Annotated in this window: 27 protein-coding genes; 13 read left to right on the top strand and 14 right to left on the bottom strand. The window is 69.7% G+C overall.

The genetic code is table 11. The features are described 5' to 3' along the window. Positions 1 to 6: 6 nt before the first annotated feature. Positions 7 to 939: a DDE-type integrase/transposase/recombinase gene (locus tag EDC82_RS04040; RefSeq protein ID WP_082740667.1), complete on the bottom strand. Its 933-nt coding sequence runs from the start codon at positions 937 to 939 to the stop codon at positions 7 to 9. 95 nt (positions 940 to 1034) lie between these two features. Then, positions 1035 to 1412: a hypothetical protein gene (locus tag EDC82_RS04045; protein WP_006947059.1), complete on the bottom strand. Its 378-nt coding sequence runs from the start codon at positions 1410 to 1412 to the stop codon at positions 1035 to 1037. A 133-nt stretch (positions 1413 to 1545) separates the two neighbouring features. Here EDC82_RS04045 and dapC point away from each other — a divergent pair, with 133 nt between their 5' ends. Both dapC and EDC82_RS04055 read left to right on the top strand, forming a co-directional pair. Then, entirely contained in the window at positions 1546 to 2661 is a 1116-nt protein-coding gene (dapC, locus tag EDC82_RS04050; RefSeq protein WP_062257065.1) for a succinyldiaminopimelate transaminase, read from the top strand. Positions 2662 to 2782: 121 nt separating this feature from the next. Next, the gene (locus EDC82_RS04055) at positions 2783 to 4048 is read left to right on the top strand and encodes a citrate synthase (RefSeq protein WP_062257067.1); all 1266 of its coding nucleotides are present in this window, start codon (positions 2783 to 2785) and stop codon (positions 4046 to 4048) included. A gap of 191 nt (positions 4049 to 4239) precedes the next feature. Here EDC82_RS04055 and EDC82_RS04060 read toward each other — a convergent pair whose 3' ends face one another. Next, positions 4240 to 4488, bottom strand: a complete 249-nt coding sequence (locus EDC82_RS04060) for a hypothetical protein (protein WP_062257068.1) — start codon at positions 4486 to 4488, stop codon at positions 4240 to 4242. 131 nt (positions 4489 to 4619) lie between these two features. After that, positions 4620 to 5549, bottom strand: a complete 930-nt coding sequence (gene dapD / locus EDC82_RS04065; RefSeq protein WP_062257071.1) for a 2,3,4,5-tetrahydropyridine-2,6-dicarboxylate N-succinyltransferase — start codon at positions 5547 to 5549, stop codon at positions 4620 to 4622. A 153-nt stretch (positions 5550 to 5702) separates the two neighbouring features. Here dapD and dapE point away from each other — a divergent pair, with 153 nt between their 5' ends. Genes dapE through EDC82_RS04085 form a run of 4 tightly spaced genes read left to right on the top strand, consistent with a single transcriptional unit; the run spans position 5703 to position 8810 of the window. Further along, a complete protein-coding gene (gene dapE, locus EDC82_RS04070; protein ID WP_062257073.1) occupies positions 5703 to 6773 on the top strand; it encodes a succinyl-diaminopimelate desuccinylase in 1071 nt (356 codons plus the stop codon). Continuing rightward, complete coding sequence (locus tag EDC82_RS04075; RefSeq protein WP_006947405.1) at positions 6761 to 7669, top strand: TIGR00730 family Rossman fold protein; 909 nt, start codon at positions 6761 to 6763, stop codon at positions 7667 to 7669. The genes dapE and EDC82_RS04075 overlap by 13 nt, the downstream gene beginning before the upstream one ends. Positions 7670 to 7680: 11 nt before the next feature. Continuing rightward, positions 7681 to 8220 (top strand): DivIVA domain-containing protein, encoded by a 540-nt coding sequence (locus EDC82_RS04080; RefSeq protein ID WP_006947425.1) that lies wholly within the window; start codon positions 7681 to 7683, stop codon positions 8218 to 8220. Beyond that, entirely contained in the window at positions 8217 to 8810 is a 594-nt protein-coding gene (locus EDC82_RS04085; protein ID WP_062257075.1) for a DNA-3-methyladenine glycosylase I, read from the top strand. Before EDC82_RS04080 ends, EDC82_RS04085 begins: the two co-directional genes overlap by 4 nt. Positions 8811 to 9107: 297 nt before the next feature. Here EDC82_RS04085 and EDC82_RS04090 read toward each other — a convergent pair whose 3' ends face one another. After that, positions 9108 to 9896: an enoyl-CoA hydratase-related protein gene (locus tag EDC82_RS04090; RefSeq protein WP_040015157.1), complete on the bottom strand. Its 789-nt coding sequence runs from the start codon at positions 9894 to 9896 to the stop codon at positions 9108 to 9110. Positions 9897 to 10094: 198 nt separating this feature from the next. Between EDC82_RS04090 and EDC82_RS04095 the strand changes: the two genes are divergently transcribed. Further along, on the top strand, positions 10095 to 10262 hold the full coding sequence (locus EDC82_RS04095) for a DUF3117 domain-containing protein (protein WP_006947428.1): 168 nt from the start codon (positions 10095 to 10097) through the stop codon (positions 10260 to 10262). A 226-nt stretch (positions 10263 to 10488) separates the two neighbouring features. Here the strand turns inward: EDC82_RS04095 and EDC82_RS04100 are convergent, their stop codons facing one another. Continuing rightward, positions 10489 to 11121: an O-methyltransferase gene (locus tag EDC82_RS04100; RefSeq protein ID WP_038567255.1), complete on the bottom strand. Its 633-nt coding sequence runs from the start codon at positions 11119 to 11121 to the stop codon at positions 10489 to 10491. A 374-nt stretch (positions 11122 to 11495) separates the two neighbouring features. Here EDC82_RS04100 and sigE point away from each other — a divergent pair, with 374 nt between their 5' ends. The 3 genes from sigE to EDC82_RS04115 are packed head-to-tail and all read left to right on the top strand — an operon-like array spanning position 11496 to position 13361. Continuing rightward, positions 11496 to 12179 carry an RNA polymerase sigma factor SigE gene (gene sigE / locus EDC82_RS04105; protein WP_082740606.1) on the top strand — a complete coding sequence of 228 codons (684 nt, stop codon included), beginning with the start codon at positions 11496 to 11498 and terminating at the stop codon, positions 12177 to 12179. Then, positions 12176 to 12808, top strand: coding sequence for a hypothetical protein (locus tag EDC82_RS04110; protein ID WP_062257077.1), 633 nt, complete (start codon positions 12176 to 12178; stop codon positions 12806 to 12808). The genes sigE and EDC82_RS04110 overlap by 4 nt, the downstream gene beginning before the upstream one ends. Positions 12809 to 12833: 25 nt before the next feature. Further along, entirely contained in the window at positions 12834 to 13361 is a 528-nt protein-coding gene (locus EDC82_RS04115; RefSeq protein WP_074040392.1) for a hypothetical protein, read from the top strand. Between the two features lie 145 nt (positions 13362 to 13506). Here the strand turns inward: EDC82_RS04115 and EDC82_RS04120 are convergent, their stop codons facing one another. The 4 genes from EDC82_RS04120 to EDC82_RS04135 form a co-directional block, all read right to left on the bottom strand. Beyond that, positions 13507 to 14643: an Mrp/NBP35 family ATP-binding protein gene (locus EDC82_RS04120; RefSeq protein ID WP_006947406.1), complete on the bottom strand. Its 1137-nt coding sequence runs from the start codon at positions 14641 to 14643 to the stop codon at positions 13507 to 13509. Between the two features lie 63 nt (positions 14644 to 14706). After that, positions 14707 to 15414, bottom strand: coding sequence for a DUF1003 domain-containing protein (locus EDC82_RS04125; RefSeq protein WP_369815064.1), 708 nt, complete (start codon positions 15412 to 15414; stop codon positions 14707 to 14709). After that, complete coding sequence (locus EDC82_RS04130; RefSeq protein ID WP_062257081.1) at positions 15411 to 16718, bottom strand: magnesium transporter MgtE N-terminal domain-containing protein; 1308 nt, start codon at positions 16716 to 16718, stop codon at positions 15411 to 15413. The genes EDC82_RS04125 and EDC82_RS04130 overlap by 4 nt, the downstream gene beginning before the upstream one ends. Further along, positions 16715 to 17479 carry a hypothetical protein gene (locus tag EDC82_RS04135; RefSeq protein WP_062257083.1) on the bottom strand — a complete coding sequence of 255 codons (765 nt, stop codon included), beginning with the start codon at positions 17477 to 17479 and terminating at the stop codon, positions 16715 to 16717. The genes EDC82_RS04130 and EDC82_RS04135 overlap by 4 nt, the downstream gene beginning before the upstream one ends. 346 nt (positions 17480 to 17825) lie before the next feature. Here EDC82_RS04135 and EDC82_RS04140 point away from each other — a divergent pair, with 346 nt between their 5' ends. Next, positions 17826 to 18527: a L,D-transpeptidase family protein gene (locus EDC82_RS04140; protein ID WP_006943417.1), complete on the top strand. Its 702-nt coding sequence runs from the start codon at positions 17826 to 17828 to the stop codon at positions 18525 to 18527. A 400-nt stretch (positions 18528 to 18927) separates the two neighbouring features. Here EDC82_RS04140 and EDC82_RS04145 read toward each other — a convergent pair whose 3' ends face one another. Then, positions 18928 to 20421, bottom strand: coding sequence for an aminopeptidase P family protein (locus EDC82_RS04145; RefSeq protein ID WP_062257084.1), 1494 nt, complete (start codon positions 20419 to 20421; stop codon positions 18928 to 18930). A gap of 114 nt (positions 20422 to 20535) precedes the next feature. Between EDC82_RS04145 and EDC82_RS04150 the strand changes: the two genes are divergently transcribed. Continuing rightward, positions 20536 to 22137 (top strand): threonine/serine exporter family protein, encoded by a 1602-nt coding sequence (locus EDC82_RS04150; RefSeq protein WP_082740607.1) that lies wholly within the window; start codon positions 20536 to 20538, stop codon positions 22135 to 22137. A 15-nt stretch (positions 22138 to 22152) separates the two neighbouring features. On the opposite strand, the gene EDC82_RS04155 is transcribed toward EDC82_RS04150, so the two are convergent. Continuing rightward, the gene (locus EDC82_RS04155; RefSeq protein ID WP_062257088.1) at positions 22153 to 22998 is read right to left on the bottom strand and encodes a hypothetical protein; all 846 of its coding nucleotides are present in this window, start codon (positions 22996 to 22998) and stop codon (positions 22153 to 22155) included. Between the two features lie 28 nt (positions 22999 to 23026). Next, a complete protein-coding gene (locus EDC82_RS04160; RefSeq protein ID WP_143181232.1) occupies positions 23027 to 23548 on the bottom strand; it encodes a hypothetical protein in 522 nt (173 codons plus the stop codon). Here EDC82_RS04160 and EDC82_RS04165 point away from each other — a divergent pair. Next, positions 23547 to 24395, top strand: coding sequence for a PHP domain-containing protein (locus EDC82_RS04165; RefSeq protein ID WP_062257090.1), 849 nt, complete (start codon positions 23547 to 23549; stop codon positions 24393 to 24395). The genes EDC82_RS04160 and EDC82_RS04165 overlap by 2 nt on opposite strands. Before the next feature lie 148 nt (positions 24396 to 24543). Here the strand turns inward: EDC82_RS04165 and EDC82_RS04170 are convergent, their stop codons facing one another. After that, positions 24544 to 26028 (bottom strand): AI-2E family transporter, encoded by a 1485-nt coding sequence (locus EDC82_RS04170; protein ID WP_006943440.1) that lies wholly within the window; start codon positions 26026 to 26028, stop codon positions 24544 to 24546. Positions 26029 to 26170 lie beyond the last annotated feature (142 nt).

A 26170-nucleotide genomic window follows, 5' to 3' on the forward strand; every position in this document is an offset into this window, starting at 1 on the left:
TTGGAGTCACGTGGGGTTGAGTTGGGTGATTTCGGGTGTTGTGGCGGCGATGGGGCGCCGGCCTCGGTAGCGTTCGGGGTTCGCGGCGTACTGCGCATCCAGGACGGCTTGGCGTTCGGTGTGGACATCGACCCAGGTGCCGGTGTGGACCTGTTCGGGCGTGAACCCGGCCAGTGAGCTGTGGTGATGACGCGTGTTGTAATCGTGCACGACGTGCTCGGCCCACTCGCGCGCGTGTTCAACACTGGTGAACTGGCTCGGGTAGTCGGGACGGTACTTCTCGGTCTTGAAGTAGGACTCGATGTGCGGGTTGTCGTTCGACACGCGCGGACGATTCCGGCTCGCGCTGATCCCAGCATGACGGTAGAAGTCGGCCAGCAGTACCGACTTCATCGCCGGCCCACCATCGGAATGCACGATCCGCGGGTGAACACCCTCACGTTCTGTCGCGGCCTGGAACAACGCGACCGCGAGTTCGTCGGACTCATCTGTCTCGACGCTGCTGGCGATGATCGTGCGGCTGAACGCGTCGATGATCGTGTACTGCTGATACCAGACCCCCGTGTATGGCCCGGGAAGTTTCGTGATGTCCCAGCACCACACCTCGTTCGGTGCGGACGCCTCCCACTGCGGCATCGCGACCGTGCGCCGCGTACGGCGTCGACGCACCGGCCGTGGCCCGTGCAAGCCACGCGCGCACCGCATCCACGTCGACAAAGACGCCACCGGCCGCCCCGCATCGAACGCGTCGTAGAACGACTGCTCCACGCTGCGCTGCTCGTGCCAACCGTCACGGATCGCGGACACGATCTGGGCGCGCTCCTCAGAGCTGAGCGCGCACGGCTGATACCGCTCGGTGTGCGCGATCGGGTCCGCGACGCGAGCGCGTGGATGGTGACGGTAGTGCCACGTCGAGGTCGCCACACCGATGATCTTCAACGCTTCACGCTGGGAATAGCCGGCCGCGACATGCTCGGCGACCAGGGTGTTCTCCGCTTCGAGGAACGCCGCATGGCGGGCGGCATCGGCCTCGTTCAGGACTCGGGCGTGGGCTCCTGCGGCGCGTTCAACTCGTGCAAGAGCCCGATAGCTTTTCCCAGCGCCTCGTTCGATGCCTCCAGCCGCGCAACCTGCTCAGCATGCGTCTGCGCCTCCCGCGCGCGGGCTGCGCGTTCGGCGGCGAGTTCTTGTTCCACGCGCGCCAAACGCGCGCCGTCAGCAACTGTCATGTGTGAAGTATCGCGGGGCACGAGGTCTCGTTCGAGGTCTCCGAAGTAGAACGCTTTGCGCCACGTCATGATCTGATGACGCGACACACCCTGCTCGAGCAACCACGCCGCTTTCGTGCCATGCGGCAACGCCACATACTGCTGCACCAACGCGGTCTTCTCTTCCGCAGTCCATCTGCGCATACCCACCTCCTGAGTGACTCACACCCAGGCTGACAGTCAGGGGTGGACGCCGTTAGCCGATGGGCATGCGGCCCTGGCGGCGCGGGGGTTCGGGCAGGGTGGGGATGTCGGTGGCAGGTGCGAGAATGGCGGCATGGCGCTCAACCTTCCTGACTTCCCCTGGGATTCGCTGGCCGCGGCCAAGGCGCGCGCGAGTGAGCACCCTGACGGCATCGTCGACCTCAGCGTCGGCACGCCCGTCGATCCGACGCCGCAGATCCTGCAGGACGCACTCGCGGCCAACGCCGACGCCCACGGTTACCCGCAGGTGTGGGGGACCCCCGATCTGCGTGAGGCGATCGCCGCCTGGTACGCACGCCGCCGCAACGCGAGCCACGTCGACCCCGACGGCGTCATGCCCACGGTCGGTTCTAAAGAACTGGTCGCGTGGCTCCCGACGCTGCTCGGCCTGGGCGCCGGGGACGTCGTCGCCTTTCCCGAGGTCGCCTACCCGACGTACGACGTCGGCGCTCGCCTCGCGGGCGCGACGCCACGTCCGATGCGGGGCCTCACCGAGTTCGGGCCGCAGGCGCCGAAGCTGCTGTGGATCAACAGCCCCGGCAACCCGAACGGCAAGGTTCTCGGTGTCGAGCACCTCAAGAAGGTCGTCGACTGGGCACGCGCGCGTGGCGTCATCGTCGCGAGCGACGAGTGCTACGCCGAGCTCGACTGGCGTGACGGCGCCGGCGAGGCGGGGCAGCTGAGCGCCCCGAGCATCCTCGACGACCGCGTGTGCGGTGGAGATCACACCGGGCTGCTGTCGGTGTACTCCCTGAGCAAGCAGTCGAGCCTTGCCGGATACCGTGCGAGCTTCGTCGCGGGTGACCCAGCGATCGTCAAGCAGCTCGTCGACGTTCGCAAGCACGCCGGCATGATCGTGCCGTGGCCGGTGCAGCGGGTGCTCAAGACGGCGGTCGAGGACGACGCCCACGTGGCCGCCCAGAAGGCGATCTACGCGCGCCGCCGCGCCGCTCTCAAACCTGCGCTGGAGGCGGCAGCCTGGCGGATCGACGATTCCGAGGCCGGTCTGTACCTGTGGGCGACGCAGGGACGCCCCTGCCGCGAGTCGATCGACGCGCTCGCCGAGCTCGGCATCCTCGCTGCGCCGGGCGACTTCTACGGCGTCGCGGGCGAGCAGCACGTCCGCATCGCGCTGACGGCCACCGACGAACGGATCGACGCCGCTGTGAGGCGCCTCACAGCGGGTTGACGGACAGTCAAAGTTTTTCCTCTACCCGGTGGTAGCGGATTAAAAGCAGCGGAAATTCTCAGGTAACGTCTCATTCGCTAACCCGGTACACCCCTGCCGGTCCGCAAGGAGGAAAACCCACATGACTTCTCAGGGCAACGCCACGTTCACGGCCGACGACAAGGAACTCGAGTTCCCGATCGTCGAGGCCGTCGAGGGCTGCAGCGGCTACGACATCTCGGCGCTCATGAAGGAGACGGGCAACGTCACCCTCGACGTCGGCTTCGTCAACACCGCGTCGTGCAAGTCCGCCATCACCTACATCGACGGTGACCAGGGCATCCTGCGCTACCGCGGTTACCCCATCGACCAGGTCGCGGAGAACGCCTCGTTCCTCGAGGTCGCCGCGCTCCTCATCGACGGTGATCTGCCGTCGCAGGCTCGTCTCGACGAGATCACCCAGGCCGTCGCGAAGGCGTCTGTCCTGCCCGAGGGCCTGGAGAAGATCTTCGACGCGTTCCCCAAGGGCGCGCACCCGATGCTGATCCTCGCCTCCGTCGTCCCGGCGCTCGGCACGTACTACGCCGACGCGCTGTCGGTGAAGGACGACGCCGCGATCGACAAGGCGACGGCCGTCCTGCTGGGCGCCGTCCCGACGCTTGCCGCGTACTCGTACCGCAAGTCGATCGGTGAGTCGTTCATCGCGCCCGACGCCTCGCTCGGGTACGTCGAGAACTTCCTGCACATGATGTTCGGCGGCGACGTCGACCAGGCCACCGCCGATGCGCTCGACATGCTCTTCACGCTGCACGGCGACCACGAGCAGAACTGCTCGGCCTCGACCGTCCGCATGGTTGGTTCCGCCGAGGCGGACCTGTTTCAGTCGATCACCGCCGGCATCGGCGCCCTCTCGGGCCCGCTGCACGGTGGCGCGAACTCTGCTGTTCTCGAGATGCTCGAGAAGATCCAGTCGACGGGTGACTCGGCCGAGGACTTCATGGACAAGGTGAAGAACAAGGTCGACGGCGTGAAGCTCATGGGCTTCGGCCACCGCGTCTACAAGAGCTACGACCCGCGCGCCGCCATCGTCAAGAAGGCGACCCACTCGATCCTCGAGAAGAACGGCAAGGACGAGCAGCTCGAGCTCGCCATGGGCCTCGAGGAGCGCGCGCTGAAGGACGACTACTTCGTGCAGCGCAAGCTGTACCCGAACGTCGACTTCTACACGGGCCTCATCTACAAGTCGATGGGCTTCCCGACGAACATGTTCACCGTCCTGTTCGCCATCGGCCGCATGCCCGGCTGGATCGCGCAGTGGCGTGAGCAGAACAAGGACGCGGCGAAGAAGATCGGCCGTCCGCGTCAGGTGTACGTCGGCGCGACCGAGCGCGACTACCCGACGAAGTGACGCCGGCGCGGCGCTGATCGCGTTCGCACCGTCGGACGAAGGGGCTGTTCACCATCGAAGGTGAGCAGCCCCTCCATCATGCCTGACGTCCGGCCGGTACGACGGCCTTCCCCGCGTCAGGGACGGGGGGGTGTCGCCCCACGCAAGAGCGCGCGCTGGGTTCGATCGGTCGCAGCGGCGAGCGGCGGGCGTCAGCCGATGAACGCGATCCCGAACGTCGCGAGCAGGCCCAGCAGCAGGAAAAGAGCGACGATGCGCTGCATCCTGCTCGCGCCGCTCATCGACGACGCGGCCTGCAGATCCGGCGCCGAGTAGGCGTCGAAGCCACTCTCGCGGACCTGGTCGCGCTCGCTGACGGGCACCCGCGTCTCGTGCGGCTCCCGCAGGTCCTCGCGTGGGGTCGGGCCGTTCAGGTGCGTTCGGTCGGGGTGGCTCGTCATCGTCGTCTCCTCGTGCGTGGGGCGCTCACAGTGTGACGCCTGGCTGACGGTCCGTGGGGTTGAACGGGTGATGAAATGCCGCGGGGCGCCGCGGCTCGGATGGTCGCGACCCCGCATGCCCGCCTGTGGCGTCAGTTCTTGTGCAGGTCCGCGTTGAGCTCGATGCCCCTGCCTGCGCGGGCGCGGCACTCGACGGCGCCCGTCTCGGAGTTGCGCAGGAAGAGCATGTTGGCGCCACCGGAGAGCTCGACGGCCTTGGTGACGGTGCCGTCGGGCATCGTCACCTTGGTGCCGGCGGTGAGGTAGAGGCCGGCCTCGACGACGCAGTCGTCACCGAGCGCAATGCCGAGGCCCGATTCGGCGCCGAGCAGGCAGCGTTCGCCGAGGCTGACGCGCTGCGTGCCGCCGCCCGACAGGGTGCCCATGATCGAGGCGCCGCCGCCGATGTCGGAGCCGTCGCCGACGACGACGCCCTGCGTGATACGCCCCTCGACCATGGAGTGCCCGAGCGTGCCGGCGTTGAAGTTGACGAAACCCTCCTGCATGACGGTCGTGCCCTCGGCGAGGTGGGCGCCGAGACGCACGCGGTCGGCGTCGGCGACGCGGACACCGCTGGGCGTGACGTAGTCGGTCATGCGCGGGAACTTGTCGATGCTGAAGACGCTGACGGGGCCACGCTGACGCAGACGCGCGCGCGTCATCTCGAAGTCGTCGACGGCGCACGGGCCGAAGTTCGTCCACACCACGTTGGCGAGCCGGCCGAAGATGCCGTCGAGGTTGATGGTGTTCGGCAGCACGAGGCGGTGGCTGAGCAGATGCAGGCGCAGGTACGCGTCGGGAACGTCGTCCGGGGCGGCGTCGAGGTCGATGACGGTGCGCACGACCTTCGTCGTCACCGTGCGCGCGTCGTCCTTCGTCTCGAGGGCGGTGAGCGCGGACGGAGCCTTGGTGGCGTCGTCGGGCGTGCCGAGCGCGGGGGAGGGGTACCACGTGTCGAGCGTGGTGCCGTCGGCGGTCACGGTGGCGAGGCCGTAGCCCCAGGCGGTGCGTGCATCAGTCATGCCGCCCAGGCTACCGAGGGGTTCGCGGCTGTGGGTGGGCTCGTCCGGGTGGCGGGCCGACTCGTCTGCGATTCGCGCACACATTCGCTCCCCGGGCGATGGACGTTCCTCTCCCGTGCCACGGTTGTCGGCGACGGGTCATAGGGTGTGGGCATGGCTTCTCTGGACCTGACGCAGGACGTCGTCGCGCTCACCGAATCGGTGTGCAACATCGAGTCGGTCTCTCTCGATGAGAAGAACCTCGCCGACGCGATCGAGGCCGAGCTCGCGACGCTCGACCACCTCGACGTCGTACGCGACGGCAACACGATCGTCGCCCGCACGAACCTGGGGCGTGACGAACGCATCGTCCTCGCCGGCCACATCGACACGGTGCCGCTGACGAAGGATCCCGCCAACCTGCCCGTCAAGCGTGTCGGCGGCAAGCTGCACGGGCGCGGCACGACCGACATGAAGGGCGGGGTGTCCGTCCAGCTCAAGATCGCCAAAGAACTGACGGAGCCGAACCGCGACATCACCTTCGTCTTCTACGAGGGCGAGGAGATCGAGGATCAGCACAACGGTCTGGGGCGCATTGCGCGCACCCGACCGGAGCTGCTCGAGGGGGCCGCGTTCGCCGTCCTGCTCGAGCCGACCAACGGCGGTATCGAGGGCGGCTGCAAGGGGACGCTGCGGGTTCACGTGCGCACCAAGGGAATCGCCGCCCACTCGGCGCGGCCCTGGAAGGGTGACAACGCCATCCACAAGGCTGCCGACATCCTCAACCGGTTGCGTGAGTACGAACCGCAGACGGTCACCGTCGACGGTCTCGACTACCACGAGGGCCTCAACGCGGTGAACATCTCCGGCGGCATCGCGGGCAACGTCATCCCCGACGCGTGCACGGTGACGGTGAACTACCGCTTCGCGCCGGACAAGAGCGCCGAGGACGCGCTCGCGTACGTCACGACGTTCTTCGATGGTTTCGACACCGAGTGCGACGATCTCGCCGGGGGCGCCCGTCCCGGTCTCGACCGCCCGGCGGCGAAGGCGTTCGTCGACGCGCTCGGCCTGCCTGTCGTCGCGAAGGAGGGGTGGACGGACGTCGCGCGCTTTTCCGCCGTCGGCGTGCCTGCGGTCAACTTCGGCCCCGGGGACCCGAACGTCGCCCACATGGACGACGAGTGGTGCCCCGAGGATCAGATCGTCACCGCGCTCGAGCTGCTCAAGGGATGGCTGGCCTGATGGCGCACCACGACGACGAGCGCGACGCGCGTAGCGCCCGCGGGAGCGAGGAGATGGTCGACGTCGCGTCGCAGCCCGGCCCGGTTGCCGATTCGGGTCTCGCGGCCCGCCGTGACGAGGCAGAACGCCGCAAGGCCGGCCCCGAGCACGACTACCACAAGGGTGCGGTCACGCTGCGCGGCAAGCACGTGCCGCGCACGACGACCGACCAGCGACTGCTCGACTCGAACTTCGAGGCGGACTGGGTCCACACCGACCCATGGCGCGTCATGCGTATCCAGGCCGAGTTCGTCGAGGGCTTCGGCGCGCTCGCCGAGCTGGGGCCCGCCATCAGCGTGTTCGGCTCGGCGCGGCTCAAGTCCGAGCATCCGGCGTACGCCGTGGGCGAGCAGGTGGGGCGCGCCCTGGTCAAGGAGGGCTTCGCCGTCGTCACCGGCGGGGGCCCGGGCGCGATGGAGGCCGCGAACAAGGGCGCCTTCGAGTCAGGCGGCACGTCCGTCGGGCTCGGCATCGAACTGCCCTTCGAGACGGGGCTCAACCGCTTCGTCAACCTCGGCGTGAACTTCCGCTACTTCTTCGTGCGCAAGACGGTGTTCGTCAAGTACACGCAGGGCGCCATCGTGCTGCCGGGCGGTGTGGGGACGCTTGACGAGATGTTCGAGGCGATCACGCTCGTGCAGACGCAGAAGGTGACGCACTACCCGATCGTGCTCGTCGGCACCGCGTTCTGGAGCCCGCTGCGCGAATGGTTGCGCGCGACGGTGCTCGCCGAGGGCATGATCTCCGAGCGCGACGTCGACCGCATGGTCATCGTCGACACCGCAGAAGAAGCCATCGCGTTCATCCGTGACGCTCACCGCGCCGCTCGCGCGGGCGAGCGTCCCGTCGAGGCCTGAGGAGCACCATCATGATGATCGTCCTCATCGTCGTCCTGATCGTCATCATCGGGGCGCTCGTCGCGGTTCTCGCCGGACGCATCGGCGTCGACTCGATGTCGGGCCCGAGCAGCACGTCATCGTTCGAGTTGCCGCCCGGCCCCCTGGGCGCACAGGGCGTGGACGCCGTTCGTTTCGACCAGGCACTGCGCGGGTACAACATGGGTCAGGTCGACGCGGTGCTCGACCGCCTGTTCGAAGAGATCGGTGAGTTGGAATCGCAGCTCGGCGAGAAGCCCGACGGTGCGCGCGCCACGACGGCTCGCCCTGACGCCGTGGCCGACGCGGAGGGTGCGTCTCGTAGCCGCCCGGCCGGTGACGAGGCGGCCGAGATCGTCCAGTTCCGGCGTCGCGGGCGCCGCTCGCTCGGGCACGAGCGCGAGGACGAGGCGTCTGAGACCGCGGCGCGCGAGGCCGTGGCGCTCGACAAGGGCGATGAGCCAGTTGGCAGTGATGAGCCGGGAGGCCGGCACGCGGCGTCGCGGGAGTCGTCGAGCGACCGCCACGCATGAGCCTGCTCATCGTCGGTGACGACGGTGTCGCCCGCTGCGCATGGGCCACGAGCGCACCAGATTACGTCGCCTACCACGACGACGAATGGGGGCGACGGGTGCGCGGTGAGCGGGAACTGTTCGAGCGGCTGACGCTCGAGTCGTTCCAGTCGGGGTTGTCCTGGCTGACGATCCTGCGCAAGCGTGAGGCGTTCCGGGCGGCCTTCGTCGGGTTCGAGCCGGATGCCGTGGCGGCGCTCGGGGCCGCCGATGTCGAGCGGTTGATGGGCGATGCCTCGATCGTGCGTAATCGCCGCAAGATCGAGGCTGCGGTGATGAACGCGCGCGCCGTCGTCGAGCTGCGTGCCGACGGTGGGCTCGAGGCGCTCATCGACACCTTCCCGCCTGCGGCGCACGAGCGCCCGGCGACCGTGGCGGACGTCGTCGGGTCGTCGGACGAGTCGACCGCGCTCGCGAAAGAACTGAAACGGCGCGGCTTCGCGCACGTCGGACCTACGACCTGCTACTCGCTCATGCAGGCGTGCGGGTACGTCAACGACCACGCAGCAGGGTGTGTTGCCGGCGACGCCATCGAACGTCTGGCGGGGTGAGGTCGAGGCGCCCGGTGCCCGGCGCCGTCGCCGGGTCAAACGTGAGACGGCTGCGTCGTCGGCGTGAGCCCTCCGAGCATCAGGTTGACGGCGGGGGTGCGCGCCGAACGCAGGCAATCTGTGCCGTGCCCCCTAGGGACCGTCGCTCGGCACCCCCTCGGCACCCCAGACTACCGGCGGGGGCGACCGTCAGACACAGGGTGCCCTTCGCGCGTCTCTGGGAGCCCCAGCCTGCGAACGGAGGGAGCGACGGGCCGCCGTCGCCGTAGGCGAATGTGGAGGAACATCGCCGATGGGTCAGCGGCCCTCGAAGGTCGGGGGCTGCTTGGTGAGGAAGGCGTCGACGGCGCGTCGGTGATCGTCGCTCGATCCCGTGCGGATCATGAGCGGCTCCTCGTGGGCCAACGACTCCACCAGCGAGTGGTTCGACGCGAATTCGAGCGCATCGCGCATCGCGGCGTAGGCGAGGGTCGGGCCGGCCGCGAGTCGGGCCGCCCATGACTGCGCTGCGGCGAGGGCGTCGTCCTCGATGCGGTTGACCAGGCCGATGCGCAGGGCCTCGTCGGCGTCGATCGTCCGCGCATCGAAGAGCAGTTCGCGCGCGCGGGCCGAGCCGACGAGTCGCTGCAGGCTCCAGCTCGCGCCCGTGTCGCAGCTGAGCCCGATGCCCGCGAACGCCGTCGTGAACTTGGCCGTGGGCGCGGCGATCCGGAAGTCGGCCAGCATCGCGAGCGACAACCCGGCGCCTGCCGCCACGCCGTTGACGGCGGCGATGACGGGCTTCGGCATCTGCGCGAGCGTCGTCGCGATCGGGTTGTAGTAGCGCGACACCGATTCGAACGGGCCCTTCGACCCGGCACCGAGCTGCTCGGCGTGCTCGCGCAGATCCTGGCCGACGCAGAATCCGCGCCCGGCCCCCGTCAGGACGAGGGCTCGGATCGACGCATCGTCGGCGACCTGTCTGACGGCGGCGAGCAGCGCGGTCTTGCTCGTGTCGGTCAGTGAGTTGAGCGAGTCGGGGCGGTCGAGCGTGACGGTGGCGACGCCGTCGCTCACGTCGACGAGAACTTCAGAGGTGGCAGACATGGTGACGAGTTTCACACATGGATTTCGTCTGCCTGGCAGGACGCGCAATAATGGTGGGTAACAAGCTGATCGACGAGCACACCGGCGCCCTTGCGAGAGCGGGGAGTCGTGTTCGGCGCGACGGAGGATCGCGGCACGCTTCGACGATGTGGCAGAACCTAGCGCGCCGTGTGGCGCGTTCTCGAAAGGGGTCAACCCATGGCAGCGATGAAGCCGCGGACCGGTGACGGTCCCCTTGAGGTCGCGAAGGAAGGCCGCAGCATCCTGCTGCGCATGCCGCTCGAAGGCGGCGGACGTCTCGTCGTCGAGATGAACGCCGACGAGGCCAAGGCCCTCGGCGCCGCGATCACCGACTGCGTCGGCTGACGCGTTCGTCACGCACCGCTCGAAACAGGCGCCTCATCCCTCCGGGGATGAGGCGCCTGTTCGCGTCGTGCCAGCGCCGGCGGCTGGGTGGCAGCGCGACAGGCAGCCGCGCTGTGTGTCGCCACTCGTGTTCACGCAACTCGTGGCCGAGGGTGAGCAGGCGGGCGTCAGCGCTTGGCGCGCCTCGTGCTCGCGCAACTCGTCGCAGAGGGCGCGCAGGCCGGCGTCAGCGTTTGACGCAGACGAGGAGGCCGTCGCCGACGGGCAGGAGCGTCGTGAGCAGGTCGTCACGTTCGCGCAGCTCCTTGCCGAGGGCGCGCAGACGCTTCGTCGTCTCGTCGCGCACCGCGGGGTCGGCGACGCGGTCATGCCACAGCATGTTGTCGAGGACGATGACGCCGCCGCGCCGCACGAGACGCAGCGCCTGCTCGACGTACGCGGGGTATTCGTCCTTCTCACCGTCGACGAGGACGAGGTCGTAGGCGGCATCCGCGAGGCGCGGCAGCACCGTCAGGGCGCTGCCGGAGATGATGCGGGTGCGCTGGGGCGGGTAACCCGCGCGCTGGTACGCCGCGCGGGCGGCGCGCTGGTGTTCCATGCTGATGTCGATCGTGGTGAGCACCCCGTCAGCCGGCATGCCGTCGAGCAGCCACAGCCCGGACGAACCGGCGCCCGTGCCGATCTCGACGACGGTGCGCGCCGCCGTCGACGCCGCGAGCATGCGCAGGGCAGCGCCCGCGGCGCTCGTCACCGGGGTGGCGCCGAGGTGCTCGCCCTGGATGCGGGCAGCCTCGATGTGCTGGGGCTCGTCGGCGAAATCCTCGGCGTACGCCCAGCTCGCGGGCTTGAAACTGGTCATGGGGGACATCCTAGGGGCGCTCGCAGCCCCACCCGATCCGTGGGTCGGCACGCGGCTGTGCGCCGATGGCGGCTCCAGGCCCAGTGCAGCCGACTCTGCGCGCAGTGCGGCGCCAGCCCCTGTGCAGCCCACTGTGCGCGGATGACGGCCGTCGAGCTCCGCGGCCCGAGGCGCTCGACGTCTCAGCAGCAGGGCAGCGTTCGGAATGCGCGACAAGAATGCAGCATCCGCAATGGGCCCCACGAATTCTGAACGCAACTGGGCCTCAGCCGCACGAGGCGGCCAGCCGGCGGGTCCCTCAGCAAGTCCACAGGCATGCCGGGGATAATGAATGCTCGCGGCGCGCCAGCGCCGAGATGCGGTCGGGAGGACCCATGTCGATGTCGAACCCCCGGGGCGCAGTTGCCGACCCCGTTCACCCCGTCAACACGCGCTCGCGTGTGCATGTCGCCGAGCAGGCGCCGCCTGGCTGGCAGCCGCCGACGTGGGAGGAGATCGTCACCGAGCACAGTGCGCGCGTCTACCGACTCGCCTACCGCCTCACCGGCAACGTCCACGACGCAGAGGACCTGACGCACGACGTCTTCGTGCGCGTGTTCAATTCGCTCGGTTCGTACCGTCCCGGCACCTTCGAGGGCTGGCTGCACCGCATCACGACGAACATGTTCCTCGATCGCATGCGCCGCAAGCAGCGCATCCGCTTCGACGCCCTGGCCGACGACGCCGACGGCCGGCTGCCCTCCGGAGCGGCCGGGCCCGAGCAGGTCGTCCTCGACGCGCAGTTGGACGACGACGTGCAGCGCGCGCTCGACGCGCTGGCCCCCGACTTCCGCGCGACGGTCGTGCTGTGCGACATCGAGGGCCTCACGTACGAGGAGATCGCCCAGACTCTCGGACTGAAGCTCGGCACGGTGCGTTCACGCATCCACCGCGGCCGGGCCGCCCTGCGCGAGTCGCTCGCGCATCGCTCGCCCGCCGCTCGTGAGGCGCGACGTCGTAGCGTCGTCCAGGCCGCGAAGGAGGGGCTCACGCGACGCCCGGCCGTGGGGCTCACGTGATCCGCCGGTATCGCTCGGGGCACCTGGGCGAAGCCATCGACCTGTACGTCGACGGCAGACTCGACGCGGTGTCGATGCGGTGCGCGGCGCGCCACCTGCTCGTGTGCTCGGTGTGCCGCCGTGACGTCGACGCGGAACGCGCCATCGTTCGTGAGGTGCGCGCGGTGCCCGTCGACCCCGACCGTCATGCTTCCCTCGTCGCAGGGCTGCTCGCTCTGGCGCCGGAGTGCGCGTCGCGGCCGCCGTCAGCGGCGCCTGGCTCCTGCGCCGACGAGGCCATGGTGCTGGAGGCGGCGCCCCACCGCGCTGCGGCTGGTTCCCGGGAGGACGAGATCGCGTGGCAGGATGCCACGCGCCAGCACCCGGCAGCGCGCCGGCGCCGCTCGAACGTGCGGGCGGGGCTCGTCGCGGGTCTCGCGGGCCTCGGCTCGACCGCGGCATGCGTGGGCGCGTTCGTGCTCGTCACACCGTCGCATTCCGCGCCGATGGCGCCGGAGCGCAGCCGCATGGCGAGCGTCGGAAGCGACAGGATCGCGCCCCCGACGATCGATGTCGCGGGCAGCCGCGAGGTCACGCACGGTGAGCGGGTGACGGTGAGTCGCGCCGGATCAGGCAGAATGGCCCCATGAGCGAGTTCGCAGGGGTGACGTACGCGTGAACATTCCATTCATCGACATCAACTCGGGCGAATTCATCATCATCGTCATCATCGCTCTCGTGCTCATCGGGCCGAAGCGGTTGCCGGGTTATGTCGACAAGCTGCGCACGTTCATCCGCACCGCGCGGGAGATGGCCGAGGGAGCGAAGACGCAGCTCAAGACGGAGATGGGCCCCGAGTTCCAGGACGTCGACTGGCGCCAGTACGACCCCCGCCAGTACGACCCGCGCAAGATCGTGCGCGAGGCGCTGTTCGACGATCCCGACGCCGACATCGCGGGCGAGATCGGGCTGAGAGAGCGCACCGCGCAGTCGACCGGCGCGACAGCGGCGGGCGCCGTGGGTGCGGCCGGCGCAGCTGCATACAGCAGCGATAGCGGAGCCGACGGCGTCGGGGCCGGAGGGATCGGAGCGGAGGGCACCGGCGGTGAGGACGCCTACGGCGTGCCGGCCGCCCCGCGCTCCCTCGTCACTGCCGAATACCACCCCGACCGCGTCACGCCCTTCGACGACGACGCCACCTGAGCTCGACCGAACCGGTGCCGGTCGAGCGCTGACCGACCTCGCGGGGGAGTTTCAGCTTCCGCGCACACCGACGAGAGCCGCAACCCTGACGTGCAGGGTTGCGGCTCTCGTCGGTGTGCTCGCTGTGCGCGAGCGGCGCGTCAACTCACAGCTTGGTACTCGGCGTCAGCCCGAGGCTGCGTCCGGCGAGGCCGCGAGCGCGCGTGCCGAGGCCCTTGGCGATGCCGCGCAGGGCGACGGCGGCGGGCGCGTCGGGGTGGCCGACGACGACGGGGATGCCGTGGTCGGCGCCCTCACGCAGGGTCGTGTCGAGCGGGATCTGGCCGAGCAGCTCGACGGGCGCGCCGATTGACTGCGTCAGCGATTCGGCGACGGTGGCGCCGCCGCCCGCGCCGAAGATCTCCTGGCGCGTGCCGTCGGGCAGCTCGAGCCACGACATGTTCTCGATGACGCCGGCGACGCGCTGCTTCGTCTGCAGGGCGATCGCACCGGCGCGCTCGGCGACCTCGGCGGCGGCCTGCTGCGGCGTCGTCACGACGAGGATCTCGGCGGTCGGGATGAGCTGCGCGACGGAGATCGCGATGTCGCCTGTGCCGGGCGGCAGGTCGAGCAGGAGGACGTCGAGGTCGCCCCAGAACACGTCGGCGAGGAACTGCTGGAGCGCGCGGTGCAGCATCGGGCCGCGCCACACGACGGGCTGGTTGCCGGGCACGAACATGCCGATCGAGATGACCTTCACGTCGTGCGCCTCGGGCGGCAGGATCATGTCGTCGACCTGCGTCGGGCGGTGCGCGACGCCGAGCATGCGCGGCACGGAGAAGCCGTAGATGTCGGCGTCGACGACGCCGACCTTGAGGCCCTGCTCGGCGAGCGCGGCGGCGAGGTTCGTCGTCACGGACGACTTGCCGACGCCGCCCTTGCCGGACGCGACGGCGTACACGCGCGTCATCGAACCGGGCTTGGCGAACGGGATCTCACGTTCGGGGGAGGAGCCCTTGAGCTGCTCGCGCAGGTTCTTGCGCTGCTCATCGTTCATCACGCCGAGGTTCACCTGGACGCCCGTGACACCGTCGACGGCCATCACGGCCTTCGTCGTGTCCTCCGTCAGCTTCGCCTTGAGGGGGCAGCCCGCGATCGTCAGGAGGATGGTGACGGCGACGTGGCCGGACTCGGAGACATCGACCGACTCGACCATGCCGAGTTCGGTGATGGGCTTGTGGATCTCCGGATCCTCCACGGTCGCCAGGGCAGCGCCGATGGCGTCGAGAGTGGGGGTGGTCATGCCCTCCATCGTACGGCGTGGTAGTGAGTGGCCTGAGTCACGTCCACCCGGGCCCTCGCGCCCTCATGCCTCCGGGCGCGCGTCCTTCTTGGCCTGCTTCTTCGCGGCCTTCTTCTCCTGCTTCGACGAGCCGGCATCGTCGTCCTCGGCATCAGGCGTGGCGAGCATGCCGCGCTCCTCCATCTCCTCGAGCAGCGAACGCAGCTCGGAGCGCACGAAGTCACGCGTCGCCGTCTCACGCATCGAGAGGCGCAGCGAGGCGACCTCTCGGGTGAGGAACTCGGTGTCGGCGAGGTTGCGCTCGTCGCGCGAGCGATCCTGTTCGATGGCGACGCGGTCGCGATCGTCCTGACGGTTCTGCGCGAGCAGGATGAGCGGCGCCGCGTACGAGGCCTGCAGCGACAGCAGGAGCGTGAGAAAGACGAACGGGTACTCGTCGAACTTCAGTGGCGTCATGTTGACCACCACGTAGATGATGATGAAGCCCGACATCAGGATGAGGAAGTTCGCCGTACCCATGTAGCGCGCGAACTTCTCGCTCGCGACGCCGAAGCCCTCGGAGTCGAGGTCGATGCGTGGCAGCACGCGCGCCCGCTTCTCCTGCGGCTGATCGAGGCGGCCGGCGGCGTCGCGTTCGTCGCGTGAGTCCCGACGAGCCTCCTTCAATGCCTCCTTGCGACGCGATTCCTCCCGGGATTCCTTGGCGTCGCGACGCTCGTCCCGCTTCTCGTCACGCCCGCGCTCACGGCGCGAACCCACTTCGCGGCTCACTGCGTCACCCCCGGAAAGGTCTTGTCCTGGCGGAAGTCATGGCGCTCCTCGCGCCAGTCCTCGGGAAGGATGTGGTCGAGCACGTCATCGACGGTGACAGCGCCGAGCAGGCGCCCGTCGTCGTCGACGACCGGCAGCGACACGAGGTTGTACTGCGCGAGGGTGCGCGTCACCTCGCCGAGCGGCGCGTCGACGTTGACCGGGTCGACGGTCGAGTCGACGACGTTGCCGAGCGACGTGTGCGGCGGTTCGCGCAGCAGCCGCTGCGTGTGCACCATGCCGAGGAAGCGCCCCGTCGGCACCTCGAGCGGCGGGCGCACGACGAACACGGCCGACGCGAGCGCCGGCGCGACCTCTTCACGGCGCACGACGGCGAGGGCCTCGGCGATCGTCGCCTCCGGGCCCAGGATGGCCGGTTCGGTCGTCATGAGACCACCCGCGGTGTTCTCGTCGTACGTGAGCAGCCGGCGCAGGGGAGCGGCGTCGGCCGGCTCCATGCGCTGCAGCAGATCCTCGGCCGTCTCGGGCGGCAGATCACCGAGCAGGTCGGCGGCGTCGTCGGGCTCCATCGCCTCGAGGACGTCGGCCGCGCGCTCGGTGTCGAGGGCGGCAATGATCTCGACCTGGTCGTCCTCGGGCAACTCTTCGAGTAGATCGGCGAGCGTGCCGTCGTCGAGGGCGCGCGCCACCTCGGCGCGACGCTTCGGCGTCAGGTCGTGGATGACCTCGGCAAGATCCTCGACGCGCAGGTCGTCGTACGTCTCGAGCAGCCGCTCAGCCGACTGCTCGGTGTGCTGCCGGTTGAGGCCGTAGACATCACGGATGTCGTGCAGGCTGGTCGATCCGGTGCGCCGACGCGTCAGACGGTGCATGGCGCGCGAGGCGCCCGACGACTGCTCCTGCGCACGGACGAACACCTTCGTCATGTCCCAGTCGCGACGCTGGTTCTGCTCCATCGCCATGTCCTCGACGGTGCCGGTGAACGTATCGCCGTCCGGCTCGCGGACCGTCACCTGGCGGTCGAAGAGTTCGGCGCATACGAGCGTCTCGTTGTGACGCTGCTCGAAGCGGCGCATGTTGACCAGGCCCGTCGTGATGACCTTGCCCGCATCGATCGACGTCACGCGCGTCAGCGGCAGGAACACGCGGCGCCGCTGCACGACCTCGACGACGAGGCCGATGACGCGCGGGCTCGGGTTCTTGCCGAACACGACGACGACGTCACGCACCCGCCCGACGCGGTCGCCGAGAGGGTCGAAGACGGTGAGGCCGACGAGACGGGCGACGAAGACACGGGTGCTCACGGATTCACCCTATCGACGCCCGGTTGGGCGTTCGCTGGGTCGGCGGGCTTGCTGGACCCGCCGGGTTCCGGCGTCGCCTCCTCGGCACGCACGGCGGCGCGGTGCTCACGCTCCGCGGCGGCAGCGGCGGGGCGCGGTTCGCCCGGCGCGCTCGTGCCGAGATCGGCCGCGGGAGCGCTCTGCGCCGCGGCGGGGCTCGTCTGCGCCTCCGGGGAGGCACCTGCCGCGGCATTCTTCGCGGGCGTCGCTCTCGACCCGGACGCCGCTCTCGCTGCTGCCGGCGCCGGCCGGGACGTGGTCTCCTCCGCCTCCGCAGTGGCCGAGGTCTCTGCGTCATCTTGCGCCGGCGCATCAAGGCGCTCACCGCGCAGCACCACCGTCGCCAGGTCGGGGGTGAAGCGCGTGACACGGCACTCCTGCGCCCAGCGCGCGACGATGTCGTGGGCCGGCGCGTTGAGCCGCCCGGCCTTGAGGGCGAATGTCGCGACCTCCCACACCTCGTCCTCGGGCGTGATGACGTCGGCGTCCGCCTCGAAGGAGACGAGGCGAGCGCGGGACTCCTTCGAACGCGCCACCACCTCGACGCGGCCGAGGTGCTCGGGGGAGAACTGCTCGCCCGGGCCGCTCACCGTGTACGCGACCCCGGCGAGGTGGACGTGCCAGACCGGCGCCGAGCCGGCAGTCGAGGTGATCCACAGCAACCCCGACTTGGCGAGGGCCTCGGTGACAAGACGGTCGGTGGCAGGCTTCGCGGCAGTCATACCCTCATTGTTTCATCACGATTTCGTTGCGAACGACGGGCGCGAATCGCCGTGAGCCGAGGCCCGCAGCTCTTGTGAGACTGCGTCGCACCCCTGCAACGACGCGGAGAACGATCCCCACCCGCCCGTCGGCAGCTGCGCATCGCGGCGCAGGACGCCGCCGTCGAGCCCGCCCCCATTACCACGACCTCTGGCATGATGAGGAATCGGTGAACCGGTACGGATTCTGCACGACTCACGACGAGCCGGGGGGGAAACCGAGATCGGCCGGCGCGCGTCCCAGACGTACACGGGCCGCGCCAGAGCCCAGATCGCTCACCACGATCTCGATCGAAGGGAAAGTGACATGCAGCACCACGAAATCAGCCGCCGCGCCATCGTCACCGGCGCCGGCGCCACCGGCACGCTCGCCGTCGTCGGCCTCATCGGCTCGGGCACGGCGTCCGCCGCGAACCCCGTCCTGCAGACCGGCAGCAAGGGCAGCGCGGTCACCACCCTCCAGAAGCGCCTCAACGCCCTCGGCTATTGGTGCGGCAACCCCGACGGCGCCTTCGGCGCCCAGACCAAGCAGGCAGTCCTCGCCGTGCAGAAGGTCGCAGGCCTCGCCCGCGACGGCGTCGTCGGCGCCCGCTCATGGGATGCGCTGAACCGCGGCGTCCGTCCAAGCAGCCGTCGCGGCGGCAACCGCATCGAGGTAGACAAGAGCCGCCAGATCGTCATGGTCGTGCGCGGCGGCTCCGTCAAGTACATCTTCAACACCTCGACCGGCAACGGCCAGACCTTCACCTACTACGGCCGACGCATCAAGGCCGTCACGCCCTCCGGTGAATACAAGACGTACCGCTCCGTCACCTCCGGCTGGGACTACGGCGCCCTCGGTGGCCTCTACCGCCCGTTCTACTTCAACGGCGGCATCGCCCTGCACGGCTCCAACGACATCCCGGCCTACCCCGCCTCCCACGGTTGCTGCCGCATGTCCTGCGCCGCACAGGACTTCCTCATCGGCTCCAAGCTGCTCTACATCGGCGAAGCCGTCAGCGTGTACTGATTCCTCTCACGGGCCAGCTTCCGGCTCACCGTCGGCCGGGGCGCATGCGCCCCGGCCGTCGTGTTCGCTCGGTGCGCCGGCCGTTCGGGCCGAAACGCCCGCACCCGCTTCTCGTTCTCGACCTCGCAGGCTCGGTCGAGAACTCGGCGGATGCGGGCGTTTCGGCGTCCGCGTCGATGGTGTTCACCGGCGGGGCCGGTGCCTCGTGATGTCGCGCTCTGCGGCATCGCGGCCGCACACCGTCGGGCGCCCGGCAGCTCTAGCCGCGCCGCAGGTCGCCTGCCCAGATCAGTTCCTTTTTCGAGCTGGACGCCCGCGCGGTGTCGCACCGAGCGGGCAGATGACGAGGGCGAGCCCGCAAGCCCTCGTCATCTGCCCGCCGGATCAGCGTGAGGACGATTCACCGGCTCCAGACGTCGCGCATCCAGGCCTCGACATCGTCGGGGTCGCGCGGCAGCGACGCCGACAGGTTCTCGTTGCCGTCCTCCGTGATGAGGATGTCGTCCTCGATACGCACACCGACGCCGCGGAAACGATCCGGCACCAACTCGTCGTCCGCCTTGAAGTACAGGCCCGGCTCGATCGTGATGATCATGCCCGGCTTCAACTCGGCGTCCATGTAGTCCTCCTTGCGCGCAAGGGCGCAGTCGTGGACGTCGAGGCCGAGGTGGTGGCTCGTACCGTGCACCATCCACCGACGGTGGAACTGGCCGTTCTCCGGGTCGAGCGTCGCCTCGACGTCGACGCCGTCAGGCAGCAGACCCCAGCCGTGCAGACGCTCCGCGATGACGCGGATCGTCGCGGCATGCACGTCCGAGAACTTCGCGCCCGGCTTCGCCGCCGCGAGCCCAGCCTCCTGCGCCGCGAGCACCGCCTCGTACACCTCACGCTGCGCGGGGGAGTACGTGCCGTTGACGGGCAGGGTGCGCGTCACGTCAGCGGTGAACAGCGAGTCGACCTCGACGCCCGCGTCGACGAGGATGAGGTCGCCGTCCTTGATGTCGCCCGTGTTCTTGATCCAGTGCAACGTGTTCGCGTGATCGCCGCTCGCACAGATCGAGTCGTAGCCGACGCCGTTGCCCGCATGGCGTGCATGCAGGCCGAAGACACCCTCGACCCAGCGCTCACCGCGCCCGCGACGCACCGCCTCCGGCAGATCGGCGACGACGGCCTCGAACCCGCGCGCGGTCGCGTCGCACGCCTCGCGCATCTGACCGACCTCCCACGCATCCTTCGTCAACCGCGCCGTCGACAGCCACCGGCCGAGCTCCAGATCGCGCTCCTGCGCCTTCTCGGTGGTGGCCTCGTCGAGGTGGGCGCGGATCTGCTCGACCTGCGCCGTGACGTCGACGTCAGCGTCACGTACGACGAGCACCTCCGTCGCGCCCGCGTCCTTGGCCGCAGCGTCGGCGAACTCATCGATGTGACGAGCGGTGATGCCGAGCTCGTTCGCCATGTCCTCGAGCGTCGGTCGCGCACCGACCCAGAACTCGCCGTAGCGGCTGTCACCGAAGAACTCCTCGGTGTCGCGCCCGGCGAGCGGGCGGAAGAAGATCTGCGCCTCGTGCCCGCCCTCGGCCAGCGGCTCCAGGACGAAGACGGCGTCCGGCTCGCGGTCCGCGCCGAGACCCGTCAGCCACGCGAACGCGGTGTGCGGGCGGAACACGTAGTCACAATCGTTGCTGCGCACCTTCAACCCGCCGGCGGGCACGACGAGACGGGCCCCCTCGAAGGCCGCCGAGAGGGCCTCGCGTCGCGCGGGCGTCAGGTCGGCGACCTCGGCGCGGGGCGTCGGCTCGGTGCCGCGCGGCGCCCACCCGGAGGCGACGAACTCTCGGAAGGCCGCCCCACCCGGGCGGCTGCGGTGCTCTGCTGTCTGCTGCTTCTCACTCACCCGTCCATTCTGCACCCCGGCCCCCGACATGTGGCGGACGGTGTGCGCCCAGTTCGCCGCATCCCCCACAATGGCTGGGCCGACAGAAGTGACGAGACGAGGTGCAGGCGCGACATGGTGAATCCCGACGGCCCCCAGGCCACCCCGACACCGCCGTCGGCGACCCCGTTGCCGGCGCCGCGTCGTGCCGCGCCGAGCAGCCCCGAGAGCCGCCCTGTGCAGGCCCACCCCACGAAACCCGCCGCGGCCACGACGAGCGCCCCGCGGATGCCACGTACCGGCGCGACGCGGGTGCGCGGTCGGGCGATGTCCGTCATCCGTCCGAGCGGGCCGCCGACGAAGCCGATCTCGGTGCGCGGCACCAACGACCGCGTCTCCGAGTGGCACACGCGCGCCGTCATCGACTTCTGCCTCCGCCTCGGAGAGGCGATGCTCGTCACCGGCGCATCCGTGGCCGACACCACCGCGTCGCTGCTGCGCGTCGGGCGCGCCTACGGGCTCCAGGGCGCGCACGTCGACATCACCTACACGTCCGTCACGATCTCGATGCATCGCGGCGTGCACCGCGACCCGATCACCGTCATGCGCATCATCATGCACTTCGGCACCGACTACTCGCGGCTCGAGGCGTTGCACGCCCTCGTGCGCGACATCGCCCGCGACCCCGACGACCCGGGCGAGATCGACGACAACCTCTACACCCTCGAACGCATCCTCGAGCAACCGCACGTGTACCGCCGCGGCGTCATCACCTTCGCGTGGGCGCTCATGGGAGCAGGCGTCGCGATGCTGCTCGGCGGCAGCACGGCCATGGTCCTCGTCGCCGGGCTGTCCACGGCGGTCGTCGACCGCATCCAGTACGCCGTCGCGCGCGCCGGTGTCTCCGCGTTCTTCGGGCAGATGCTCGGTGCGATGTTCGCGACGGCTATCGCCGTCGGCCTGCTCGTCGTCCACCAACACGCGGAGACGATCATGTGGCTCGGACAGGTGAGACCCTCCCTGGTCGTCGCCTCCAGCGTCGTCGTGCTCCTCGCAGGCATGAGCGTCGTGACGGCTGCGCAGGACACACTCGACGGCTTCTACCTGACCGCCGGCGCGCGCACCTATGAGGTCGTCCTGCTCACCGGCGGCGTCGTCGCGGGCGTGCTGCTCGTCCTGAGCATCGCCCAGCGCTTCGGCGTCGACCTCGTCATCGTCGAACGCTCCAGCAGCTTCGCCGGCTCTGTTCTCACCCAGATCGTGGCAGCCGCACTCATCGCCGGTGCCTTCGCCGTCTCCGCGTACTGCGCTCCGCGCACCGTGCTCGCCGCCGTTCTCACCGGCGGATTCTCGTGGCTGCTGTTCGGGACGCTCATGTGGGGTGTCGGCACCAGCGAGCCCGTCGCCGCAGGAGGTGCGGCCCTCGTCGTCGGGGCGCTGGCACCATTCGTGGGGACACGGGTGCACGTGCCGAGCATCGCACTGATCACCGCGGGCATCGTGCCCTTGCTGCCGGGGCAGGCGGTCTACCGGGGCATCATGATGTTCATCACCGAGGGCGAGAACACCCTGTGGCAGACCACTCTGCTCAACGCCGTCCTCATGGGCCTCACGCTGTCAGTCGGCGTGTCGCTCGGCACGCTGCTCGGCCGTCAGGTCAGCGCGGGCGCCGACTCGCTCACCGCGCGCGTCGTGCGACGAACCGTCAGCGAGACGACGAACGACACTGCCGCCTGAGCGGCGCGGAGTGCGTCAGCGGGCCGTGCTCGAGGCGGTTGCGCTGGGCGGGCGGGCGGTGCCCGAGCTCTGGGCGGGCTTCGATGCTGCGGATGACGAGGCAGGCGCCGAGGACGCACCCGACGACGACGGCGCGACGCTCGTCGTCGGCACCGCCGCCGGAGTCGTGCCACTGGCCGTCGAGCCGGCGTCACCCTTCTTGGTCCACGACCAGCTGGCGAGCAGCGCCGTCAACGCCGACTCGTCGCGGGCGGCGTCAGCCTTCGCGCCGGTCAGGGTGACGGAGTACAGCACCTTGTCATGCGCGAGCATCACGTAGCTGCGCTTGAGGTCGACGTTCTTCTCCGTCGAGGTCGCCGTGAAGCCGACGGCCTTCTCACCGCCGACGGTGCGGTCGGGCAGGGCGGCCACCGATGCGCCGCTCTGCTTGGCCTGCAGCGACGCCCGGCGCAGCGTGCCCTCCAGCTCGGGCGCAGGCGTGACGCTGGAACGCGCGACGACGATCGTGGGCGCGACGTCGTGCGCGAGAGTCGACGACGACAGGTAGGCGACCGATTTCGGCTGGGACGTGAGATTCCACCCAGCCGGCACGACGAAGTTGAACGCGCCGTCCGAGCTGACGACGGACCCGGGGCTGGGGGAGGTGATGGCACTCGGGTTGGACGACGCCGTCGTCGCCGAGGAGCTCGCGCTGAACGGGGTCTGGGTCGCCGAGACGTCCTTGGGGTCGGCTCCCGAGCTGCACGCACTCAACGCGACGAGGCCGGTGGCCGTGACGAGCGCTGCGACGCCGCATGCGGCCCGACGGAGCGAGCGGCGGAGCGCACGCGGGGTCATGTCGAGGGGGCCCTGCTTCACCATGGTCGAAACCCTAGCGACGCGAGCGGTCTCAGCGTGTGCGGCGCGCGGCGCGGGCAGCACCCTGTGATGACAACCACGGCGTCACCGGGCGACGCCACAGCAGGTAGACGGTCGCGAGGCCGAGCGTCATCGTCACCGCACCGATGAGGGCGCCGGGGCCGAACGAGCGCACGCCGGACAGCAGGAAGGTGAAGGTGTAGACGATGGCGAGGACGGTCGCGCACGTGCGCCCGGAGGCGCGACCGCGCAGACACAGGCGCGCCACGAGTAACCACAGCACGACGCAGAATGCGCCCGTGACGAGACCGAACCAGCGGGCCTGATCCGTCGCCCGCTCCAACTCACCGGCGGGCAGGGTGCGCCGCTGGAACTCGTGCGCGAGCCGCGCCGTCTGAGCGCGGGTGCCGTCACGATCGAGCCATGCGACGAGCGTCGAGACGGCCTGCACGAGCGCACCGGCCATCATGCAGGCAACGGCCCGCCGCACCGGACGCGGCGCGTGCTCACCCATGCCTGCCCTCACGGGCAGCAACACTAACCTGTCACCCATGCGTATCGACCTGCACACCCACTCGAACCGCAGCGACGGCACGACGAGCCCCGCCGACGTCGTCGCGGAGGCATCGGAGGCGGGGCTCGACGTCGTCGCGCTCACCGACCACGACACGACCCGCGGGTGGGACGACGCCGCCGACGCCGCGCGCCGCGTCGGCATCGACGTCGTACGGGGCATCGAGATCTCCTGCCGCCATCGTGGCATCAGCATCCACCTGCTCGCCTACCTTCCGGCTCCCGAGGGAGAGCTGTTCGACGAGATGGAACGTGCCCGCGAGTCGCGGGTGACGCGCGCCGAGCGCATGGTCGAGCGGCTCGGACGCGACGTGCCGATCACGTACGAGCAGGTGCTCGCGCAGGCGGGGCCGGACGCGACGATCGGGCGCCCCCACATCGCCGATGCGCTCGTCGCGAACGGCGTCGTGCCCGATCGCAGCACCGCCTTCGAGCACCTGTTGAGCAATTCGGGCCCCTACCACGCCGGTCACTACGCCATCGACCCGGTGCGCGCCGTCACCCTCGTGCGGGCGGCCGGCGGGGTGCCCGTCATGGCGCACCCCTTCGCGGACGTCCGTGGACGCGTCGTCGACGACGCCGTCATCGAGGAGATGATCGACGCCGGGTTGCTCGGCCTCGAGGCCCACCACCGCGACCACACGCCCGAGCAGGTGCGCCACGCCCGCGACCTCGCGCGGACGCACGATCTGCTCGTCACCGGCTCGAGCGATTACCACGGCGACGGCAAGCCGAATCGACTGGGGGAGAACACGACCGAGCCCGACCAGTACGAACGCCTCGTCGCGCTCGCGACGAGTGACGTGGGAGTCGTGCGCGGGCGCTGACGCGGTGCTGACGGCGGGTGCCGGGCGTCCGGCGGGCATGACGACGGCGCCGGAGCGAGCCCTGCTCACCCCGGCGCCGGACGCGTCGTCGACGGATGCCTGATCGAGGTGGCCCCGGCTCGAACCCGGGCACCCGATCATCTTCCCCTCAGCGTTTGAGGCGCGAACGCAACGCACTCACGACGGCTCCCAGGCCATGCGTGGGCTGCTTCGTGGTCGAGGCGGCGAGAGCGTCGCCGTCGCCGTCCGCGACGGCCTCGCGCGAAGCCTTCTCCTCGTCGGTCTCGCGTGCGCCCCATTCGCCGAGGCGGCGGAGGCGCTCGGTGCGCAGCGCCGCGATGCGCCCTCGATCGGTGCGGTACTCGAGGTCGGCGACGGTGACGGTGCCGGAGCGCAGGTCCACCTGTTCACCGATGTAGCGGAACAGCACCGCCAGCGTCGCGACGACGGGGACGGCGAGGAAACCGCCGATGACGCCATGGTCCTCGGAGCCGGCCGCGATGCCGAGCAGCACGAGGACAGGGTGCAACGACATCGAGCGGCTCTGCAGCAGCGGCTGCAGGATGTGCCCCTCGAGCTGCTGCACGAGGATGATGATGACGAGGACGATGATCGCTGTCGTCACCCCCTTCGTCACCAGCGCGACGAGGACGGCGAGTGCGCCGGCGACCGTCGCACCGACGATCGGGATGAACCCGCCGAAGAACGTGATGACGCACAGCGGCAGGGCCAGCGGCACACCGCATGCGATGAGACCGATGCCGATGCAGACCGAGTCGATGGCCGAGACGATCGCCTGGGTGCGGATGAACCCGGACAGGGTCTGCCACGCGCGGGTGAACACCTCGGTGACGTGAGCGCCGGTGCGCTCACCCGTGACGAGCCGCACCCACGGTAGGAAGCGGTCCCCGTCCTTGATGAAGAAGAACGCGAGGATGAGGCTGAGGACGAGGGTGACGAGGATGCTGCCGACCGTCGTCACGCCGCTGAAGACGCCCGAGGCGATGGCATCGCCCGACGTCTTGAGCTTCTCGTTGATCACGTTGACTGCGTTGTCGATCTGGGTCGCCGGGATCTTCAACGGCGGGCCCTGCAACCAGCGTTGGATCTGGGAGACGCCCTCCATCGACTTGCGTGCCAGCTCGGGCGCCTCGGCTGCGACGGTCGGGACGATCGCGGCGATGATGCCACCGACGACGAGCAATCCGCCGAGCACGCTCGAGAGCGCCGCCAGGGCGGGGCGCACGCCGCGGCGACGCAACCAGGCGGCAGGCGGCCACAGGACGGTCGTGATGAAGAGACCGAGGATCAGCGGCAGGATGATGACCCAGAACGGTGTGAGCGCTCGCCACACGAGATAGAACGTGACGATGATGATGCTGATCCGCAACGACCAGCGCGCGAACGAGGCGAAACCGTCCGAGATGATGCGCGAGCGGTCCTCGGACGCCCGTGACTCGGGCTCGTGCGGGTCCTGCTTCTCGACGCGGGCATCGCGGTTGCGTGCGTCGAGCGTCAGCTCGTCGCGCTCTTCGGGCGGGGTGGACGGAGGCGAGGCGGAATCGGCCGGTAGCGGCGTCGAGTCATCGGCCGCGGGCGGCGTCAGGGCCGGGTCCGGAGGTGAGGCAGGCATGGGTGCCCTTTCGGATCAACGCTCATTTGTCGTGAAGCGTACTGAGAGTGATGACACAGGCGCGAATGCGGCGCGAGGCGCCCGGTGCTCGCCCGCGTCACGTCTGAACGAGTGCGGACGGCGCCGGGCGCCTCGCGCCGGG

Source organism: Dermacoccus sp. SAI-028, assembly GCF_004346775.1.
GTDB lineage: Bacteria > Actinomycetota > Actinomycetes > Actinomycetales > Dermatophilaceae > Dermacoccus > Dermacoccus nishinomiyaensis.